General features: G+C 67.8%; 13 protein-coding genes. 7 read left to right on the top strand and 6 right to left on the bottom strand.

Going from position 1 to position 20,637, the window contains the following annotated elements; genetic code table 11:
• Positions 1–34: 34 nt before the first annotated feature.
• The 7 genes from ACP7DD_RS22590 to ACP7DD_RS22560 all read left to right on the top strand — a co-directional run bounded on the left by ACP7DD_RS22590 (position 35) and on the right by ACP7DD_RS22560 (position 12,551).
• Entirely contained in the window at positions 35–1,078 is a 1,044-nt protein-coding gene (locus ACP7DD_RS22590; protein WP_426177101.1) for an FkbM family methyltransferase, read from the top strand.
• Complete coding sequence (locus tag ACP7DD_RS22585) at positions 1,075–2,490, top strand: FkbM family methyltransferase (protein WP_426177099.1); 1,416 nt, start codon at positions 1,075–1,077, stop codon at positions 2,488–2,490. The genes ACP7DD_RS22590 and ACP7DD_RS22585 overlap by 4 nt, the downstream gene beginning before the upstream one ends.
• A 12-nt stretch (positions 2,491–2,502) precedes the next feature.
• The gene (locus ACP7DD_RS22580; protein ID WP_426177097.1) at positions 2,503–7,455 is read left to right on the top strand and encodes a glycosyltransferase; all 4,953 of its coding nucleotides are present in this window, start codon (positions 2,503–2,505) and stop codon (positions 7,453–7,455) included.
• A gap of 151 nt (positions 7,456–7,606) precedes the next feature.
• On the top strand, positions 7,607–7,987 hold the full coding sequence (locus ACP7DD_RS22575; RefSeq protein WP_426177095.1) for a GtrA family protein: 381 nt from the start codon (positions 7,607–7,609) through the stop codon (positions 7,985–7,987).
• A gap of 24 nt (positions 7,988–8,011) precedes the next feature.
• Positions 8,012–9,337, top strand: a complete 1,326-nt coding sequence (locus ACP7DD_RS22570) for an NAD(P)/FAD-dependent oxidoreductase (protein WP_426177094.1) — start codon at positions 8,012–8,014, stop codon at positions 9,335–9,337.
• Between the two features lie 19 nt (positions 9,338–9,356).
• Positions 9,357–10,577: an acyltransferase family protein gene (locus tag ACP7DD_RS22565; RefSeq protein WP_426177093.1), complete on the top strand. Its 1,221-nt coding sequence runs from the start codon at positions 9,357–9,359 to the stop codon at positions 10,575–10,577.
• A 12-nt stretch (positions 10,578–10,589) separates the two neighbouring features.
• Positions 10,590–12,551 carry a hypothetical protein gene (locus tag ACP7DD_RS22560; protein WP_426177091.1) on the top strand — a complete coding sequence of 654 codons (1,962 nt, stop codon included), beginning with the start codon at positions 10,590–10,592 and terminating at the stop codon, positions 12,549–12,551.
• 9 nt (positions 12,552–12,560) lie between these two features.
• Here ACP7DD_RS22560 and ACP7DD_RS22555 read toward each other — a convergent pair whose 3' ends face one another.
• The 6 genes from ACP7DD_RS22555 to ACP7DD_RS22530 all read right to left on the bottom strand — a co-directional run bounded on the left by ACP7DD_RS22555 (position 12,561) and on the right by ACP7DD_RS22530 (position 20,426).
• On the bottom strand, positions 12,561–14,843 hold the full coding sequence (locus ACP7DD_RS22555) for a hypothetical protein (RefSeq protein ID WP_426177089.1): 2,283 nt from the start codon (positions 14,841–14,843) through the stop codon (positions 12,561–12,563).
• Positions 14,844–15,055: 212 nt separating this feature from the next.
• A complete protein-coding gene (gene rfbF / locus ACP7DD_RS22550) occupies positions 15,056–15,835 on the bottom strand; it encodes a glucose-1-phosphate cytidylyltransferase (protein WP_426177087.1) in 780 nt (259 codons plus the stop codon).
• A 12-nt stretch (positions 15,836–15,847) separates the two neighbouring features.
• Positions 15,848–16,816 (bottom strand): glycosyltransferase family 2 protein, encoded by a 969-nt coding sequence (locus ACP7DD_RS22545; protein WP_426177085.1) that lies wholly within the window; start codon positions 16,814–16,816, stop codon positions 15,848–15,850.
• Between the two features lie 20 nt (positions 16,817–16,836).
• Positions 16,837–17,667, bottom strand: coding sequence for an NAD-dependent epimerase/dehydratase family protein (locus tag ACP7DD_RS22540; protein WP_426177083.1), 831 nt, complete (start codon positions 17,665–17,667; stop codon positions 16,837–16,839).
• Entirely contained in the window at positions 17,664–18,746 is a 1,083-nt protein-coding gene (gene rfbG, locus ACP7DD_RS22535) for a CDP-glucose 4,6-dehydratase (protein ID WP_426177081.1), read from the bottom strand. Before rfbG ends, ACP7DD_RS22540 begins: the two co-directional genes overlap by 4 nt.
• Before the next feature lie 192 nt (positions 18,747–18,938).
• Positions 18,939–20,426: a DEAD/DEAH box helicase gene (locus ACP7DD_RS22530; protein ID WP_426177079.1), complete on the bottom strand. Its 1,488-nt coding sequence runs from the start codon at positions 20,424–20,426 to the stop codon at positions 18,939–18,941.
• Between the last annotated feature and the right edge of the window lie 211 nt (positions 20,427–20,637).

Here is a 20,637-nt window from a genome sequence, read left to right as displayed (position 1 = left end):
CGGCGCCGGCCATCAAGAGAGGAATGCGAGAATCATGCAACAGCAGCAGACAGCGGCTCCCACCAGCGCCCAGCAGGACATCGTGCGCGGTCTTTATCGCGGCTTTCTGGGCCGCGAACCGGACGGCCCTGGCCTGGCCCACTGGAGCGGCGTGCTGGCCGGCGGCGGCGATTGCGGCGAGCTGCTGCGCGCCATCACCGGCAGCGACGAATACCTGCGCGCCGACGCCGAGCGCGCCGCGCGCACCCGCGTGCGCCAGGCGGTGGCGGCACGCGCCGCGGCGCTGCTGCGCCAGCAACCATTGAGCATCGTCGACATCGGCGCGCAGGAACTGGCAGGCGAACAGCACGTCTACGCGCCGCTGGTGCAGCACGCCCTGCCGTACCAGGTGATCGGCTTCGAGCCGCTGGAACAAAAGCTGCAGGAACGCCAGCTGCAGGACGGCGGCAGCGTCAAGCTGTACCCGAACTTCATCGGCGACGGCGAGCGCCACCTGTTCCATATCAACGCGCCGGACGCCACCTCGTCGCTGCTGCCGCTCAATCATGCGCTCAATCGCGACCTGGTCGACTTGTCGCAGCTGCGCACCGAAAAGACGGTGGAAGTGACCACCAGCCGCCTCGACGAGGTGCTCGCCGACGTCGCCCGCGTCGACTTCCTCAAGCTCGACATCCAGGGCTTCGAACTGCCGGCGCTGCAGCATGCCGGCGCCGTGCTGGCGCGCACCAACGTGATCCACTGCGAAGTGTCGTTCGCGCCGATCTACCGGGACCAAGCGCTGTTTTCCGAAGTCGAAGCGCTGCTGCGGTTGCACGGCTTTTATTTCGTCGACCTGCAATCGAGCTGCCGCTACGCCTACCACACCGCCTCGGGCAGCACCTCTCGCGACCGCCTCGGCTGGGGCGACGCGCTGTTCCTGCGCGACGCCGGCGCCACCGAGGCGCCGCGCGACGTGCTGGCCCAGCTGGTCATCGCGCTGCTGGTGTACGACAAGTATTCGCTGGCCGAGTCGCTGGCAGCGCGCTACGACGCACTGACCGGCGACACGCTCGCCGCACTGTTCGGCGCCGCGCCATGAGCTTCATCTCGTACGCCCAGAATGGCGAAGACGTGCTGCTGTGGCGCGCGCTCGGCCACATCAAGAACGGCTTTTACATCGACGTCGGCGCCAACGACCCGGAGCTGCATTCGGTGACCAAGGCGTTCTACGACCACGGCTGGTACGGCATCAACGTCGAGCCGCTCAAGCAGTACCAGAAAGGGTTCGAGCAGCAGCGCCCGCGCGACGTCAACCTGACTGTCGCCGCCGGCGCCGAGGAAGGCGAGATCACCCTGTACGACGTGCCTGACGTGCCCGGCTGGGCCTCGGCCGACGCCAGCGTCGCCCACGCCCACGAGCAGGATGGCTTCACGCTGCAGGCGCACACGGTGCCGCTGATGACCTTGAGCGCGATCTGCGCGCGCCACGCCTCGTACGACATCCACTTCCTCAAGATCGACGTCGAGGGCCACGAAGAGCAGGTACTGCGCGGGATGGACTTCGCGCGCTGGCGCCCGTGGATCCTGGTGATCGAGGCGACCATGCCGAACAGCCGCGAGACCAACCACGACACGTGGGAGGCGCTCGTTACCGGCGCGCGCTACCAGTTCGCCTATTTCGATGGCCTGAACCGCTACTACGTCGCCAGCGAACACGCCGAGCTGGCCGCCAAGCTGCAGGTACAGCCGAACGTATTCGACGACTTCATCTCGTCTCACCTGTCCAAGGCGTGGCGTGAGGGCGAAGCCGCGCGCGCGCGGGCGCAGGCGAACGGCGGCTGGGCCGAGCGCGAGCAGGCCGAGCGCATCGCCGCCGCCACCCGCGCCGACGAAGCGGTGGCGCGCACCATCGACACGCTGGCCAAGCTGCTCGACAGCGAAGCGCGGCGCCACCAAAGCGAAACCGAACTGCGCCTGGTCGTCGCCGACCGCAACCACACGCAATTCGAGCGCGACCAGGCGCGTGAAGCGCAGCGCAGCGCCGACGCCGAACTGCAGCATGCCCGCCACGCGCTCGCCGAGCTCGAAGCGCTGCGCGCCGTATCGGTCTGGGCCGACGACCTGAACCAGCAGTTGCTGCGCATTCACGGGTCGCTGGCCTGGCGCGTGACCGCCCCGCTGCGCCTGGCCGGACGCGTGCTGCGCGCGTTTGGCCGCGGCGGCTTCGTGCTGCGCCGCGCCGGCGCCGCGACCGCGCGCTCGAAGCAGCGCGCGCGTTCCTCGCTGCGTGGGCTGGTACGCTGGGGCCCGGTGCGCCGGCACGTGCTGCCGCACCTGCTGCGCATCCCGGCGGTCGAACAGCGCATGCAGCGTGTCGCCGCCGCTTTGCAGCCACCCCACCCTTACGCCGATGGCGGACCGCCGGTCACGCCGCAGCTGATCGATTTGCCGCCAGCGGCGCGCAAGGCGCTGGCCGACCTTGAGCGGGCCCGCCGCCGCAGCACGACCTAAACAGAAAAACCTATGCGTCTCGTAATCGACTTGCAAACCTGCCAGGGCGGCGACGCCGCCACCATCCGTTATCACCTGGCGCAGGTGCGTTCGCTCGCGCGCACCGCCGGCTCGCACGAGCTGTGGCTGGTACTAAATGGCCAGTCGGGCGAGCGCATCGAATCGGTGCGCCTCGCCTTCGACGGTGTGGTGCCGCAGCAGCGCATCGTTGTCTACGACTTGCCCGAACACGGCGCCGGCGCCCAGCCGTGGCAGCTGCGCGCCGCCGAACAGGTGCGCGAAAGCGCCATCGCCGCGCTCGAGCCGGACCTCGTGTTTGTGCCCAACATGTTCGGCGACGAGCGCATGGTCGCCTCGGTCGGCAGCCTGAGCGACCGGTTCGCGACGCTGGCCGGCTGCAGCGACCTGACCCCGCTGCTGCGCGAGGCGCCGCCGGCCGGCGCGCCCGCCTACCGCCAGCGCACCGCGCTATCGAACGCGACGCAGCTGATCGTCGGCAGCGGCGAAGCGGCCGCAGTGGTCGAGGCAGCGCTGGGCGCCGGCCACGCGCGTGTGGTGCCGCTTGGCCTGGTCCCACAGATTGTCAGCCGCGCCGGCGCCGACGCCGATGCCCTCGACGTGCTGATCCACGTCAGCGCCACCCACCCCGGGCGCGCCGCCATGCTGCTGACCGCCTTCCTGCTGCAGCCCGAAGCGCTGCGGCGCGGCCGCCGGCTGGTGTTCATCGGCGCCACCGGCGCTGATGAACGTTCGCGCATGCTGGCCATTGCCGCCGGCCTGGACAAGGGCGCTGGCCAGCTCGTCTTTGCCGACGGCAGCAGCGACGCCGCGCTGCAGGCGCTGTACGCGCGCGCCGCCGTGCTGGTGTGCGCCAGCGGCGACCAGAGCTACGGCGCACTCGAAGCGATGGCCGCCGGCGTGCCGGTGATCGCGGCGCAGTACGACGCGCTGGCGCCGCTGATCGGTGCGCCGCGCGCGCTGTTCGACAAGCCCGACGCCGGCGCCGTCGGCGTCGCCCTCGGCCAGGTACTGGGCGACGAAGCGCTGCGCCAGTCGCTGCGTCAGCAAGGTCTGGCGCTCGCTGCGCGCGACACCATGGACGAGCATACGCGCGCGCTGTGGGCCGCCTTCGACGCCGCCGTGGCGCTGCGCCCGGCAGCGGCACCGGCGCCGGCGCGCCGCCACCGCCCGCGCCTGGCCTACGTCTCGCCGCTGCCGCCAGAGCGCAGCGGCATTGCCGACTACAGCGCCGAACTTGTGCCGGAGCTGGCGCGCTACTACGACATCGACCTGGTGGTGAGCCAGCCGGCGGTCGGTGATGCCTGGATCGAGGCCAACCTGCCGCTGCGCAGCGTCGAGTGGTTCGACGAGCACGCCCATCACTACGACCGGGTGCTCTACCACTTCGGCAATTCGCCGATGCACCAGCACATGTTCGGCCTGCTCGAACGCCACCCCGGCATCGTCGTGCTGCACGATTTTTACCTTGGCAATATCGTCCACCACCTCGAACATACCGGCTACGTCCCGGGCGCGTTCCAGCAGGCGCTGTACTACTCGCACGGCTTCGCCGCGCTGGCCGACCAGCGCAAGACCGGCATCAACGCGTCGGTCTGGAAGTACCCCTGCAACAAGGCGCTGCTCGACCAGGCCAGCGGCGTCATCGTGCATGCGCGCTATCCGGCCGAACTGGCCGAACGGTGGTACGGCCACGCCAGCGTGCGCAAGTGGCGCACCTTGCCGCTGCTGCGCGCGCGCCACGCAGGCGCCGGCCGCGAAGCCGCGCGCGCGGCGCTGACGATCGCCGCCGACGAATTCGTTGTCTGCTCGTTCGGCCTGCTCGGGCCGACCAAGCGCAACGACGCGCTGCTGGCTGCCTGGCTGGCCTCGCCGCTGGCACAGGACCCGGACTGCCGGCTGGTGTTCGTCGGCGCGCCCGACCCGGGCGCTTACGGCCGCGATTTCGCGCGCCAGCTGGAAAAGGCGCAATGCGCGCGGCCGGTCGAAGTGACCGGCTTCGTCAGCGCCGACGCCTACCGCAACTGGCTGGCCGCCGCCGATGCCGGCGTGCAGCTGCGCATGCAGTCGCGCGGCGAGACGTCGGCGGCAGTACTCGACTGCCTGCTGTACGGCGTGCCGGCCATCGCTAACGCGCACGGTTCGAGCGCGGAGCTGCCCGACGACGTGCTGCTCAAGCTGCCCGACGACTTCGCGATCGCCGAACTGGCCGACGCGCTGGTGCGGCTGCGCGGCGACGGCGCCCTGCGCGCAGCACTGTCGGCGCGCGCCGGCGCCTTCATCGACCGCGAGCACTCGCCGGCCCAGGTCGGGCGCCAGTACGTCGAGGCGATCGAACACTTCGCCGGCCGCGGCGCCGGAGCCGAGCTGGCCGCGGCGGTCGCGCGCATCGCGCCGGCCGACGCCGACCTGACCGACGTGGCGCGCGCGATCGGCGCCAACAGCCGCCATGACGGGCCGCGCCAGCTGCTGGTCGACATTTCGGCGATGGTGCAGTTCGACCTGCGCACCGGAATCCAGCGCGTCGTGCGCAGCGTGCTCAAGTCGCTGCTGGAAGACACGCCGGCCGGCTTCCGGGTCGAACCGGTCTACAGCGCCGGCGGTGGCGCGCCGTACCGCTACGCGCGCCGCTACATGGCGGGCATGCTCGGCATCGACAACTGGCAGCTCGACGACGCCCCGGTCGACGCGATGCAGGGCGACCTGTTCCTCGGGCTCGACCTCGCCACCCACGGCACCCGCCTCAACGAAGGGCGCCTGCAGCAGTTCCGCAACCGCGGCGTGCAGGTGTACTTCGTCGTCTACGACATTCTGCCGATCCTGCGCCCGGAAATGTTCCCGCCGACGGCGGAAGGCGACTTCAAGGCTTGGCTGCCGATGCTGGCGCGCGTGGCCGATGGCCTGGTGTGCATCTCGCGCGCGGTGGCCGACGAAGTGGCGCACTACCTCGGTACCCTCGAAGCGCAGCAGCCGTCGGCGCCGCGCCGGCCGCTGCAGATCGGCTGGTTCCACCTCGGCGCCGACATCGACGCCAGCGAGCCCAGTAGCGGCCTGCCGCCGGCGGCCGAGGACATCCTCGGCCAGCTGGCGTCCCATCCAACCCTGCTGATGGTGGGCACGATCGAGCCGCGCAAGGGCCATGCGCAGGCGCTCGCCGCGGTCGAACTGCTGTGGGCGCGCGGCGTCGGCGTCAACCTGGTCGTCGTCGGCAAGCAGGGCTGGATGGTCGAGTCGACCGTGGCCAGGCTGCGCGACAGTGCGCACGCCGGCAAACGGCTGGTCTGGCTGGAAGGGGCCAGCGACGAGATGCTGCAGAAACTGTACGGCAGCGCGCAGGCGCTGCTGGCCGCCTCCGAAGGCGAAGGCTTCGGCCTGCCGCTGATCGAAGCGGCGCAGCACGGGATCGCCATCATCGCGCGCGACCTGCCGGTGTTTCGCGAAGTCGCCGGCGAGCACGCCTATTATTTCGACGGCGTCGCACCGGCCGCGCTGGCCGACGCCATCGACGCCTGGCTCGCGCTGCACGCGGCCGGCAAGGCACCGCTGTCGGCCGGCATGCCCTGGCTGACCTGGTCGGCCGCGACCGCCCAGCTGCGCGGTTGCATCCTGCGGCAGCAGTGGTATCGCACGCTGCACCACGACGCGGCGGCCGCGCCTGAAACGATCGCCGCCATCGCCGCGGTGGAAGCGGCGCCGCCGCCGGCCGCCGGCACCGCCGCGCGCCAGCTGCTGGTGGACGTCTCGGCCATCGTGCGCACCGATCTGCAGTCCGGCATCGAGCGCGTCGTGCGCGCCCAGCTGTTTGCGCTGCTGGCCGACCCGCCGCCAGGCTGGCAGGTCGAACCGGTGTTCCTGAACGCTGAAGACGATCGCTGGCAGTATCGCTACGCGCGCAAGTACGCCGAGAAGCTGCGCGCGGGCGCAGGAGGAACGCTCGAAGAGAACCTGGTGGCGGTCAGCGCCGGCGACGTGCTGTACAGCCCCGACTACTTTCCCGACGGTGTGGCCGCCGCCGCGGCGCAGGGCCTGTACGCCAAATGGCGCGGCGCCGGCGTCGAAGTGAACTTCCTGGTGCACGACCTGCTGCCGCTGCTGCGCCCGGAGTTTTTCCCCGAACGCGCCGACCGAACCCACGGCCGCTGGCTGGCGTCGATCGCCGCCAACGCCGACCGCCTGGTGTGCATTTCGCACGCGGTGGCCGAAGAGACAGCCGCCTGGCTTGACCGGGCCGGCAACCCGCAGCCGGTCAGCATCGCCGTGCTGCACCACGGCGCCGACCTGGCAGCGTCAGTGCCGACCGAGGGCCTGCCTGCCGACAGCGAAGCGACGCTCGCGCAGCTAGCCAGCGCGCCGGTGTTCCTGATGGTCGGCACGATCGAGCCGCGCAAGGGCCACCTGCAGGCGCTGTCGGCGTTCGAGCAGCTGTGGCGCGAAGGCAGCACGGCGCAGCTGGTCATCGTCGGCAAGGAAGGTTGGAAGGGCCTGCCGGAGAACCAGCGCCGCACCATCCCGCACCTGATGGCTCGCTTGAGCCATCACCCGGAAATGGGCGAGCGGCTGCTCTGGTTAAGCGGCATCAGCGACCAGTACCTGGAACGCCTGTATGCCGTGGCCGATTGCCTGCTGGCCCCAAGCGAAGGCGAAGGCTTCGGCCTGCCGCTGATCGAAGCGGCGCAATGCGGCCTGCCGATCCTGGCGCGCGACCTGCCGGTATGCCGCGAAGTGGCGCGCGAACACGCCTGCTACTTCAGCGGCCTGGCGCCGGCCGACCTGGCGCGCGCGGTCAACGAGTGGCTCGCGCTCGACGCCGCCGGCCAGGCGCCGTCGTCGCGCAACATCGAGTGGAGCACGTGGGAGCGCAATTCGCGCGAACTGGTGATGGTGCTGTCGGGCGGCAACGACGAGCGCCGTTGGGTGCCGCCGGCGAAGGATGGCGCGCCGGCGTGACCGGCACCGTGGCTGACGCAAGCGGCAGCGGCGCCAGTTCGGCTTATAATGCCGCGTTGACAACGCCGCGCCTGATGCCGGCGCCCCAAACACTGCAACTTGGACCCACTACCATGAACTTGAACCCGACATCGCCGCGGCGGGCCGGCTGATGCAATTTCTCCTTTACTGCATCTGCGGCGGCATCGGCGTATCGACCGACTACGCCATCTACTACCTCGCTTTCACCAACGGCATGTGGTACCAGGGCGCCAACGCGCTCGGCTACCTGGCCGGCACCTTGATGAGCTTCACGCTGAACCGCGTGTTCACCTTCGGCATGCGCGACCGGGTGCTGCAGCGGCTGTTCCTGTTTCTGGCGGTGGCGGCGGTCGGCTTTGCCGCGTCCGCGCTGCTGCTGTACGCACTGGTGCAGTGGCTGCAAGTCGATCCCCGCATCGCCAAGCTGTTGACGCTACCGATGGTGGTGGTGCTGCAGTTCTCGCTGAACCGGCGCATCACGTTCAACAGCGCCGGCGCCAAGGCGACCTAACTTTTATCGAAAACCGAAAATACAATGAGCAAGCAATTTGATGCAGTAATCGTGGGCGCTGGATTTACCGGCCTCACCGCAGGACTGGAGCTGGCGCGCGCCGGCAAGCGTGTCGTCGTGCTCGACGCCGACAGCGCCCCCGGCGGCCTGGCCGGCACCTTCGAGTTCAAAGATGGCGTGACGATCGAGAAGTTCTATCACCACTGGTTCAACAACGACGAGTACGTGCCCAAGCTGGTCAAGGAACTGGGCATGGAAGGCGACATCGTGACGATGCCGTCGAAGACCGGCATGTACTTCAACGGCCGCCAGTGGAACCTGTCGACGCCGATGGACCTGCTGCGCTTCAAGCCGCTGTCGTTCGTCGACCGCATCCGCCTTGGCCTGCTGGTGCTGAAGGTGCGCCGGGTCACCGACTGGAAGACCATCGAGCACCTGTCGATCCGCGAGTGGCTCGAACCGCTGTGCGGCAAGAACGTGTTTCGCATCGTCTGGCAGCCGCTGATCGAGAATAAATTCTCGGTGTTCGCCGACGCCGTCAACGCGGTGTGGATGTGGAAAAAGCTGGTACTGCGCGGCAGCACGCGCGACGCCAAGGGCGGCGAGCAGCTGGCCTACTTCAAGGGCGGCTTCGGGCGCCTGGCGCAGGCGATGGCCAGCGAGATCACCCGCCTCGGCGGCGAGGTGCGCTATTCGAGCCCGGTGACCGGCGTGCATACCGCCGGCGGCGACAAGCTCTCCGGCGTGGCCACGCCAGGCGGTGAAGTGAGCGGCGAGCAGTACCTGTTTACGCCGGCGTTCTCGCTGATCGCCGACATGTTCGAAGGCGCCGCTGGCGCCGACTGGCTGGCGCGCTGGCGCCGCGTCAAGTACCTCGGCAATGTCTGCCTGGTGCTGGAACTGGATCGCAGCCTGTCGGATACCTACTGGCTCAACGTCAACGACCCGGGTTTCCCGTTCGTCGGCGTCATCGAGCACACCAATTTCGACAGCCCGGAAAACTACGACGGCAAGCACATTGTGTTCCTGTCGCGCTACCTGGCCAAGGAAGACCCGCTGTGGTACTACGGCGACGACGACTACCTCGAGTTCGCGCTCGGCCACCTGCAGCGCATGTTCCCGAAACTGGAGCGCAGCTGGATCCAGGATTTCCGCATCTGGCGCGCCGAATTCGCCCAGCCGGTCACCGAGCGCGGCTATTCGGAATACGTGCCGGACCGCGCCACGCCGTTTAGCAACGCCATCATCAGCACGATGGCGCACATCTATCCGGAAGACCGCGGCACCAACTACGCCATCCGCGAAGGCAAAGCGGTGGCCGCGTTGATGAACCAGGCACCGGCGCGCTGATAGCGCCGCAGCGCCTTCAATGACCGCGACTTCGCCGCCGAAGCTGGCTTTCATCGAAGGCATGCGCGGCATCGCCGCTTGCCAGGTGGTGCTGCTGCATTATTGCGCGGCGCTGTTGCCGGTGCTGGCGCGGGTCGGCGGCGCCGGCCATTTCGAGTCCGAGCAAGAGCTGGCGCGCTCGCCGTTGTTCGCCCTGATCGATGGCTACTCAGCGGTCTACCTGTTCTTCGTCATGAGCGGCTTCGTGCTGGCCGGCTCGTTCCTGCGCGCGCCGCGCGCTTTCCCCGTGTTGGCCACCAAACGCCTGTTGCGCCTGTTCCTGCCTGTGGCCGCCGCCTTCGCCATTGGCGTGCTGCTGTTCGCCGCGCTGCCGCAGGCGCGCGCGGCGGCGCTGAAGTATGCCGGCTCCGACTGGCTCGCCGCGCTCGGCCGCAACGATCTGTCCGGCGCGGCGCTGCTGCGCGACGGTCTGCTCAATTCGATGCTCATTGGCTACCAGGGCTCGTCGATCTTCGCCGGCGCACCGGGCGTGCTGGCGCCGGCGCCGATGGGCGATGCCATCAACGCGCCGACATGGACGCTGCACGCTGAATTCTGGGGCTCGATGCTGGTACTGGCGCTGGCGCTGGCGTACCGGCGGATGCCCGCTTTGCCGTTCTGGTGCGGCTGCGCGGTGCTCGCCGTGGTGCTCGGCACCAGTCATTTTTCGCTGTTCGTGCTCGGCTTCTTCCTCTACACCCAGCAGCACGCGCTGCTGAGCGCGCGCGGCCGGCTCGCCAGCTGGAGCGGCGCGCTGCTGTTCGTTCTCGGCGTGACGGTGTGCGTGGCCAAGGACAACGCGGCGCTGGCCGCGGTCGACGCCGCCGCGCGCGCGCTCGGCGTGGCCAGCGCGCAGAGCGACTTTCACTGGCAAAGCCAGGCCGGCGCGGCGCTGATGTTCATCGGCGCGGTGCTGAGCGCACCACTGCGGCGTGTCTTTTCCTGCGCGCCGGCGCAGTGGCTCGGCAAGCTGTCGTTCAGCGTCTACCTGCTGCATTTCCCAATCCTGCTCACGGTCGGCTGCTTGGTGTTTGCATCGCTGGCACCGGCGTCGTACGCGTTGGCGGTGCTGCTGTCGCTGGTGGCCGGCGTCGGCCTCACGTTCGTTGCGGCGGTGGTGTTCGAACGCCACATCGACCGCCGCGCCGTACTCTGGTCGCGCAAGATTGGTGCCGTCCGCCTTCAACCCCTTCCACAGTAAAGTGTGTCCTCGATGACCCAGTCTCGCCCCGTCCCACCCGCGATCCCTGCTTCGGCGCGCCTCGCCCTGCTCGCCATCAGCGTACTGGTGCTGCTGATGATGAACATGGATACGATGTGGGCGACCTCGGTCGACCTGGCCCATCACTACGCGCTGGTGGTGCGCCTGTCAGACTTGTGGACGCTGCCGCACGCGCTCGATCCGAGCCTGGGCGAAATGAACGTCTATCCGCGCCTGGCCCACCAGACGGCGGCGATTCTCGGCCGGTTGGCTGGCTCGCCCTTGCTGGGCCTGCAGATAGTGACGGTGCTGTCGCTGTTGCTGTTCTGGGCCGCCGTCGCCTGGATCGTGCAGACGCTGCCGCGCGCCGCCGCCATTGCCACCGCCCTGATGCTGGCCGCCCTGATGATGCTGAATTTGTCGACGCTGCAGATGCAAGTGCATGGCGACGAGGTGGCCGGCAATTTCTTCTTCTCGCAGCTGGCCGCGCAGGGCTTCGTGATGGCCGTCATCGCCGCCTGCATGACGCTGGACGCAGCGGGCCATCCGAGCTGGCTGCGCAACGTGCTGCTGGCCGGCGCCGTCTGGCTGGCCACCAGCATTCACCTGATGCCGGCGCTCGAGCTGCTGTGCGTGATGGGCGTGCTCGTCACGCTCGATCTGTTGCAGCTGTGGCGCCAGCGCCGCACCGGCTTCCCCGTCGCCGGCGTGCTGGCGGGGGCGCTGCTGCTGGCCGCACTGGTGCTGCTGGCTACCCATCCGGCGTTTCGCGCGATGTCCTCGATCAGCATCAACAACGGCGCCATGTTTACCAACCACTTGGGCAGCGTCAAGGCGGTACTCAATTACAGCGTGTTGATTACGGCGCTGTCGGGCGCCATCGTCTGGCGCTGGCTGGTGCTGGAGCGGCGCGAGAACAACCGCGCGCTGCTCGCGCTGAAATACGTCGGATCCTATGGCCTGGCCGTATCGGGCCTGTGCCTGCTGCAGGCGCTGGCATGGAAATTCGGTTTCGGCTCCGAATACGCGATCAAGAAATATGTCGCCGCCCTCAATAGCGTCGTCCTGCTCGAGTTGGCGCTGCTGCCGGTGCTGTTCGTGCGCGCCTTGCGCCTGCCTGCCGCCGCCGGCGGCAACGGCGTTGCGGCTATCGTGCATGCCTGGCTGCTGCCATCGGCGCTGACGGCGTTCGCCTTCCACGTGGCCATCGCGCCGGCCGTCAAGATCATCGACATCTCCGAGCTGGCGAGCCTCGAGCAGCAGCTGATCCTGCGCCGCGACCTGCTGATTCCTGCCCATCCGGGCCGGTTTACGTATGTCGCCGGCGTCCAGCGCCTGCCGCCGCATCTTGCCTACATGATGTCGATCGCCCTGTTCCAGACGCCGCGCTCGGCCAATGCCGCCAGTATCCTGACAAACCGCGCCCTCATCGACTGGACGATGGTGGGATCGATCGTGACGTCCGAAGGCAGTTACATGGACAAGCAGGATTGCCGCCGCGCGCCGCCGGCGCAGGGCATCGCCGTGATGGATGGGCGCTGCCTGGAACGCCGAATGGGCGTACAACGCACCCGCATCGAGTTTGGCGGACCGCAGCCAGGCGCCTGCACGCTGCAAGGCTTCGGCGATCGCGAGCAGTACAGCACCTGGACGATTGCCATGGAAGCGAGCATGTCCTGCCCGGTGCCGCTGATCGCCGGTAAGGCGCCGTCGCATATCGAAATCGACGCTGCCGCCTTCCTCAATAAAGTCGCCTCGCAGCGCGCCATCGTCAGCGTCAATGGCGCCGCGCCAATGACCTTTGTTTTCGATGCGGCCGAGCCGAAGAAAATCACTGTACCGCTGACAGGCACTGTCGGCGAACAGGTCGAGATCCGCCTGACGCTGCCGGATGCGCGCTCTCCGCAGGAGCTGGGCCTGAGCGGCGACCAGCGCAAGCTTGGCCTGGCGCTGCGCGCGCTCGAATTCAAATAAAACGGCTCCTTACGGCGCGACGGCAGTCAGCTCGATGTTGCGGATCAGCCAAGCGCCCAGGCGCGGGTCAGCCGGCGCCAACGCCGTAGCCCTGCCGTCGGTGCTGAACGCCAGCTCCGCCAGCGCCGTCGGCGCGGCGTCGACCACCTGATCGAATGCCGCCATCGACTGGCCGTCGCCCTTCAACTCGATCTGCTGGGCCGTGCCGTCGCGCCGCACCACGCGTAAGGTCAGCACCTGCGGGCCGCGCGTCAGGTACTCGAAGCGCAGACGCGTCTTCTTCTGACCGTCCGGCGCCGCATCGGTCGCAACCGCAAAGCGCGCCGCTCCCTCGACCCAGTACCACCAGTTCCGGCCATCGGTTTCGCGGTGGTGCGCACCGCTGACGGCGCCAAGCACGATCGCATCCGGGCGCGCCAGCGCCACCTGGAACGGCCCTACCATGCGCGCACCGGGCGTCGCGGTGGCATTTGCGCCCGGCCCGATGACGCAACTGCCCGAAGCTGCTGGCCGATTGCGCCGCGCAGGGCCAATCCAGTCGAGGTAATTATCGTCGCGCCAGTCCGACGTCAGCGCGCGGTCGTGCAAGTACAGCGCGGCCATCTGGCGGAACTTGCTGAAGTTGCCGTTGAGCGCCAGGTGCACCGGCGCCTGCGGCGGACAAGCTTCCAGCACGGCGCCGCGCAGGTCGCGATAGAAGCGCTCCATGTCGTGAATACCGGCGTAGCCTTGCATGAAATGCGACATTCGCCCAAGAGACAGACCGACGCTGCTGGCCAGGCCAATGGCGAACAGCAGCACCACGGCCGCGCCGACCCGCGCCGCGTCGCGCCGGTACAGGCGCGCGATCGAAAACAGGGTCAGTACAATCGCAAACGGAAACGCCCAATCGGCCAGTTTCGACTGACTCCAGCTTTGTCCGGTGCCGGTCGGGAACGGCGACGCCACGCCATAGCGGAAGTACAGCGTGGCGGCGCCGAATACGGCAAGGATTGCCATCGCCGGCAGCAGCGTGGCGTTCAAGCTGGCGCGCCACAGCGCGCGCGCATTAAGCGCGACCGGCGCCAGCACCAGCGCCAGCAGCAGCAAGCCGCCGGCGAAGGCGCCGGTGCGCGCGCCACTCGCTGCCCACTGGAAGCCGTCCCAGGCGCCGCCGTGCACGCCGAACGCGTGGGCAAGGAAGCCGACCAGATGCCAGTCGACCGGCGCGCCGACCACCACGCCCATCTGCGCGCGCAAGGCAGCCACCACCCGCAGCATTTCGACGTTGAGCAGCAGCACGGCGACGGCCAGCATCACCGCGCCGTGCAGCAGCAGGTTGCGCCACGCCTTGCGCTGCAGTGCCAGCACGAAGGCGCTGGCGACCAGCGCGCAGCCGACGAACGGGCTAAGTTCCGAATACGCCAGCGTGGCGCCGGCCAGCATCACGCCGCCCGGCACCGATGCTGCAGCCACGTCGGCTGCGCCGCGGCGACTCTGTGCGACCCAGCCAAGCAGCGGGCCGGCCAGGAACAGCGCGCAGGCGGCCAGCGCCATGCCGAGCGTTTGCGGCAGGAAGCCGAAACTGGCGCCGAAGGTCAGGCCGCCAAGGCCGAATGCAGGCAGCGCCAGCAGCAGCAGGCGCCGGCTGCGCCGCATCGGGCGCAGCTGGCGCGCCAGCACGAAGCCGATACCGAGGCAGCAGCTGGCGATCGCCGAGATCAGGAGCACCGGATAAGCGGCATAGGCCCAGCGCAAGTGCAGCAGCGACTGCAACAGCGCCAGCAGGTAGGAGCCGCCCATGCGGAACCCGGCCTTCTGGTACAGCAAAATCTGGGTGGCGAACGGCGTCACGGTCTCGGGGTCGACCGACTGGCTGAAGGGATACTGCTGCAGCCACTGCGCGTGGGCCAGGTAGGTGAAGGTGTCGTTGTCGGTATTGAAGCCGCCGTACACCAGCAGCGGCGCGAGAATGCCGGCGCCGCACACCAGCGCAAAGGCGCCGCTGCAGGCCGACTGGCGCAGCGCGGTGCCGAATGCGCGCCGGCGCGCCAGCCCGTATGCCGACAGCGCGGCCAGCGCCAGCGGCAGCATTGCGGGATGGCCCAGCGCAACGTAGCGACCGCAGACGGTGGCAAGCACCGTCAGCGTGGCCAGGCCCAGCGCCGGCGCCAGGTAAAAGCGTGCGCGCGCGCGCAGGCCGGGCGGCAGCAGCGCCGTCCAGGCGCTGCCGATGACGGTGGCGACGAACATCAGCGCCGGTACCGCGGCAAGCGTGATCCAGAAGATGGTGGGTACCGAATGAACTGTCACGACTCGATTTCCTTGCTCCCACCGGCGGGGTCAGTGCCGACAATCGGACACGGACTGATCCTTGAAGGGGCTATACCGTCGGGCCCGTGTCCGTTTGTCGGCACTGACCCCGCGGTGGTGGACGGCGGCACCGCCGGGCCCGTGTCCGATTGTCGGCACTGACCCCGGCGGGTGGGTGGCAGGTGGCAGGCGCCGGTGGGCGCCGCAGGCGCTTAGGCGCGGTCCCAGACGCGCCACGGCGCGTTGCCCTGGGCCCAGAGCGCCTCGAGCTCGCGCTTGTCGCGCAGCGTGTCGCACGGTTGCCAGAAGCCGGTGTGCTGGAAGGCCGCCATTTCACCGTCCTTGGCCAGGTTGGCCAGCGGCGCGCGCTCCCACGATGTGCTGTCGTCGGCGATGTAGTCGATCGCGGCGCGCTCGAGCACGAAGAAGCCGCCGTTGATCCAGCCGATTTCGTCGCTCGGCTTTTCTTCGAAGCTCGACACGGCGTGCCGGCCGTCGATGTTGAGCACGCCGAAGCGTCCCGGCGGCTGCACCGCGGCCACCGTGGCCAGCTTGCCGTGCTGGCGGTGAAACGCCAGTTCGGCGCTGATGTCGATGTCGGACAGGCCGTCGCCGTACGTCATGCAAAACGTCTCGTTGTCAAGGTGCTGAGCCACGCGCTTGAGGCGCCCGCCAGTCATCGTGTCGGCGCCGGTGTCGACCAGCGTGATGCGCCAGTCTTCCGACTGGCTGTTGAGAATGGTGTGCTCGCCGGTGCGCAGGTCGATCGTCATGTCCGACAGGTGGCGGTAGTAGTTGAAGAAGAACTCCTTAATGACGTAGCCCTTGTAGCCGAGGCAGATGACGAAATCGTTGATGCCGTGATGGGCATAGTTCTTCATGATATGCCAGAGCAAAGGCTTGCCGCCCACTTCGACCATCGGCTTCGGCTTGGTGTCGGATTCCTCCGAAATACGTGTGCCCAACCCGCCGGCAAGTATCACTGCTTTCATGTGCGCTTCCTATTAAAGTTTGAGTTCAGGCGAAGAAAAATTGAGGCTTTGCTGGACGATCGCGATCGGCTCGGCGCGCACCACCAGGTAGATGCGCAGCAGGTATTCGCCGATGATGCCGAGGAAAAAGGAATTCAGTCCAATGCCGAACAACACCAGGATGTGTATGCTGGCCAGCCCGCGTGGCAACTCCGGATGCAGCAGGCGCAGCACCAGGTAATAAACCGCGCCGATCACGCTCATGAGCAGGATCGACAAGCCGAGGAAGGACGCCGCGCGCAGCGGTACCACCGAGTGATTGAACACCGCCGTCAGGCCGAGCTTGACCAGGCGCGCCACGTTGAACTTGCTCTCGCCGGCAATGCGCGCATCGCGGTCGTAGGCGACGCCGGTCTGGTTAAAGCCCAGGCCGGCGATCATGCCGCGCAGGTAGGGGCTCGAATTGCGCATCTTCGCCAGCGTGTCGATCACCTTGCGGTCGATCAGGCGGAAGTCGCCGACGTCGCGCGGGATCGGGTGCTCGCTGATCTTGTCGATCACCCAGTAGCCGAGACGGCGGAAGTTCTTCAGCAGCCACGCTTCCGGGCGCTTGCGGCGGATACCGTAGACCACTTCGTAGCCCTGCTGCCACAGGTCGAAGAACGCCTCGAGCAGTTCCGGCGGATCCTGCAAGTCGGCATCGATCTGCATCACCGCGTCGCCGCGCGTGTGCAGGTAGTTCGCCAGGATCGAGCGCTGGAAACCGAAGTTCTTGGAAAAGCGGATGGCGCGCACGCGCGGGTCGCGCGCGGCCAGTTCGGACAGCAGCGCCCAGGTGTCGTCGTCGGAATGGTTGTCGGAAAAAACGAACTCCAGGTCGCACTTCTCGGCCATCCGCTGGCCCAGCGCTTCGAGCCTGGCGTACAGCGCGTCGATGTTGCCCGATTCGTTGAGGACCGGGATGGAGATCGAGATCAGGGGCTTTTTGTTTACTGGCGTCATGCTGGCTGCGGAGGTGGGAGTCATTCGGGCTTCGGCTGCGCGAGGCACGCCTTAAGGTAGGCGACGATCGCCGGCAAGGCCGGCCGGTAGGCCTGCGCACCGAGCAGCCGATGGCGCGCAAACACGGTGCTGTAGTTTTCTTCGAGCGGCTCGGCCAGCGCGCCGACGTGCAACAGGTCGGCCGCGCTGCACTGCGCGAACACGGTAGTGGCCAGCTCGCGCAGGCTGACCGCCTCGCCATTGCTCAGGTCAGTGACGCCGCGTACGCCGGCCGCGTCGAACGCCCGGATCGCGGCGGCCTCGTCGTCGACGTGGTGGTATTCGCGCAGTTGCTTGCCGAGCGTCATGTTAAACGGGGTACACTGGCGCAGCGACGTCAGGATCTGCCCGAGGAACATGAACGGGCTAGGCTCGCCGGCGCCAAACAAGGTATGGACGCGAATGTGGGCGACGTTGCCGCCGGCCGCGGCCAGTTCGGCGACATGGCGACCCAGCGCCGCCTTGCTTTCGATATACGGATTGTGGCGCGCCAGCAGGCTCTCCATCACGGTGCCGAAGGTGACGACACCTATGCCGTGCGCGCTGGCGCCGGCGATGATGTTGAGCGGCAGCTGGACATTGACCCTCCGGTGATCGGCCGGCGCCAGCTTCGGGTCGAGCAGGCCCGACGTTACGAACACGGTGGCGCCGCTGCCGGCCCACGGCGCGAAAAAGCGCGCGGCGGCGTCGGCGCCGCCCGCATCGGCCCAGCCGTCATAGACGGGGCGCTGCAGGCACTGCAGCTGGTTGCCGTCATACTGGCGCGCGATCGCCTGGCCGAGGCGGCCGCGGCCGCCGACAACGAACTTCATTGTTCGATGCCTTCACGCCAGGCGTTGATCTGGCGCAGCGTGATCTCGCGCGCGGCTGCCGGATCGTTGTAATAGTCGCGGTACCAGGCGGCGGTCTGCTCGACGACCTGCTCCGTGTCCCACACCTGCATCCAGCCGAGCTTGTTGCGCGCCAGTGAACTGTCGAGCGCAAGGGCACCCGCTTCCGGCAGCGGATTATCCATGTAGTCGAGCTGCGGGCGCTGCCAGTGCGAGCTCATCAGTTCAAGCACATCGCGCACCGAGTGCGATTTCAGGTCCTGCGGGCCGAGGTTCCAGGCGCGCGCGTAGCGGCCCGGGTGGTCCGACTCAAGTCCGGCCAGCAGCAACAGATAGCCGTGCACCAGCGCCAGCACGTGCTGCCACGGACGCGTGGCGTCGGGATAGCGCAATGTCATCGGCTGGCCGTCGATCAGCGCGCGCACGAAGTCGGGAATCAGGCGGTCTTCGGACCAGTCGCCGCCGCCGATGATGTTGCCGCCGCGGGCAATCGCGATCGCCGGGCCCTTGCCTTCGGACCAGGGATATGAGGCCGCGTAACTCTGGATCACCATTTCGGCCGCCGCCTTCGAGGCGCTGTACGGATCCTTGCCGCCGAGCGGATCGTTTTCGCGATAGGCCCATTCCCACTCGTTGTTCTTGTAGACCTTGTCGGTGGTAATGCACAGCACGCCTCGCACGCTCTTGACGTGGCGCGCCGCTTCGAGCACGTGCGCGGTGCCCTGGGCATTGACGGCAAACGTCGACAGCGGCTCGCGGTATGAGCGGCGCACCAGCGGCTGTGCCGCCAGGTGCAAGATCAGGTCCGGCTGAAAATCTTCCACCGCCTGGCGGATCGCGTCGTAGTCGCAGATGTCGCCGATGACGGTGGAGAAGTCGGCAGCGATGCCGAGCGCATCGAACAGAGCAGGCGTGGTTTCCGGCTCGAGGGAAAAGCCGGAAACGACAGCGCCGATCGAATGGAGCCACAGGCAGGCCCAGCCGCCAGTAAAGCCGGTGCTGCCGGTCACCAAAATGCGTTTGCCGCTTAATGATTTTTCAAATTCGAGCCTGCTGTTCATCGAGTATCTTTTTATTCGCGCGAGGTTTTAAGAGGCAATTCGCCAACGTTAATCATTGCATATTTTTCATGCGTGCCGCCATTTTACTTGACGGCGGCAGCCTTCGTGAATGCCGGCCCGGCCACACGGTCGGAGCGCATAAAAAAAGCGCGTCCACTTCGACGCGCCATTGACAAAAGCAGACTCTGCCGGTTACGCCTTCGGTCCGCCGCCCAGCAAGGCAGCGACCTTCTGCTTGGCCGGCTTGATCGACGGATTGGCCGACGCCTCGGGCGCCTTGACGGCCGGCGTGGCCGGCTCGTACGGCTTGAGGAACCACGGATCGACTTTGTCGCGGCGCGGCGCCGGGCCGCTGCTGCGGGCGGGGCGTTCAGCCAGGCGCGGCGCCGATTCGCCTTCCGGGCGGCGGGTACGGCGCTCCGATGGCGCGGCCGGCGCGCCGCTGTCGCGCGAACGCGGCGACGACGAGTAAGAGGACGACGACGGCGTGAAGCCGGCCAGCTCGCCGCGCACGATGGTCTGCTTGATCAGCTTTTCGATATCGACCAGCAAGCGCTCGTCCTTGTCGGAATACACCGAGATGGCGTCGCCCGACGCGCCGGCGCGGCCGGTGCGGCCGATCCGGTGCACGTAGTCTTCGGCGTTGTACGGCAGGTCGTAGTTGATCACGCACGGCAGATCGGAAATGTCGAGGCCGCGGGCGGCGACGTCGGTTGCGACCAGCACGTCGATCTCGCCCTTCTTGAACGCTTCGAGCGCGGCCATGCGTTCCTGCTGGGTCTTGTCGCCGTGGATGGCGGTGGCCTTGATGCCGCTTTGCTCGAGGTGGCGCGACAGGCGCGAGGCGCCGATCTTGGTGTTGGAAAACACCAGCACTTGCTTCAGGTCGCGCCCGCGGATGAGGAACTCGACGACTTCGACCTTGTTCGACTCGGCCACCTTGTAGACCACCTGGGTGACCTTGTCGGCGGTCTGGTTGCTGCGCGCCACTTCGATGACGACCGGGTCGTTCAGGAAGCTGTTGGCCAGCTTCTTGATTTCCGGCGAGAACGTGGCCGAGAACATCAGGTTCTGGCGCTGCTTCGGCAGCATGTTGATGATGCGCTGCAAGTCCGGCAGGAAGCCCATGTCGAGCATGCGGTCGGCCTCGTCCATGACGAGCATCTGCACCTGGCCGAGCGAGACATTCTTTTGCTCGACGTGGTCGAGCAGGCGGCCTGGCGTGGCGATGACGATTTCGACGCCGCCGCGCAGGATCACGGTCTGCGGCTTCATGTCCATGCCGCCGAACACGACGGTCGAGCGCAGCGGCGTGTACTGGGCGTAGGCCTTGACGTTTTCGGCCACCTGCACCGCCAGTTCGCGCGTTGGCGTCAGGATCAGCGCGCGCACCGGGTGGCGCGCCGGCGACATCGAGGCGCTGGCGTGGGCCAGCAGCAGCTGGATGATCGGCAGCGAGAAGCCGGCCGTCTTGCCGGTGCCGGTTTGCGCCGCGCCCATCACGTCGCGCCCTTGCAGCACGATCGGGATTGCTTGCGCCTGGATCGGCGTTGGGTGGACATAGCCCTGGTCGGTCAGCGCGCGCAGGATTTCCGGCGACAGGCCGAACTGGTCGAAGCGCGGCACCGGCTGCTCGGCGGCGGGTGAAGCAAGTGGGTCGTTTACGTCGATTTCAGGCATCAGGTTATTTGGCGCACCGGGCGCCTGCTTTCTTCAGGAGATTCATGGCTAAACGCCGGCCGGCGCGCAATGCGCGCCCATCGCCGCGCGGCGGCGGCGGCTCGGATGACAAGGGGGCTGCGCCGCAATTGCGGGGCGGCACCGGCAGCGGCGGGCACGCGGCTTGTCGTCGATGCTTTTACAGGCCATACACGATACCCTAAATTGATGG

Source organism: Massilia sp. TWR1-2-2 (assembly GCF_049897565.1).
Lineage (GTDB): Bacteria > Pseudomonadota > Gammaproteobacteria > Burkholderiales > Burkholderiaceae_D > JAFCUW01.
This window is presented reverse-complemented; position numbering and strand designations above follow the sequence as displayed.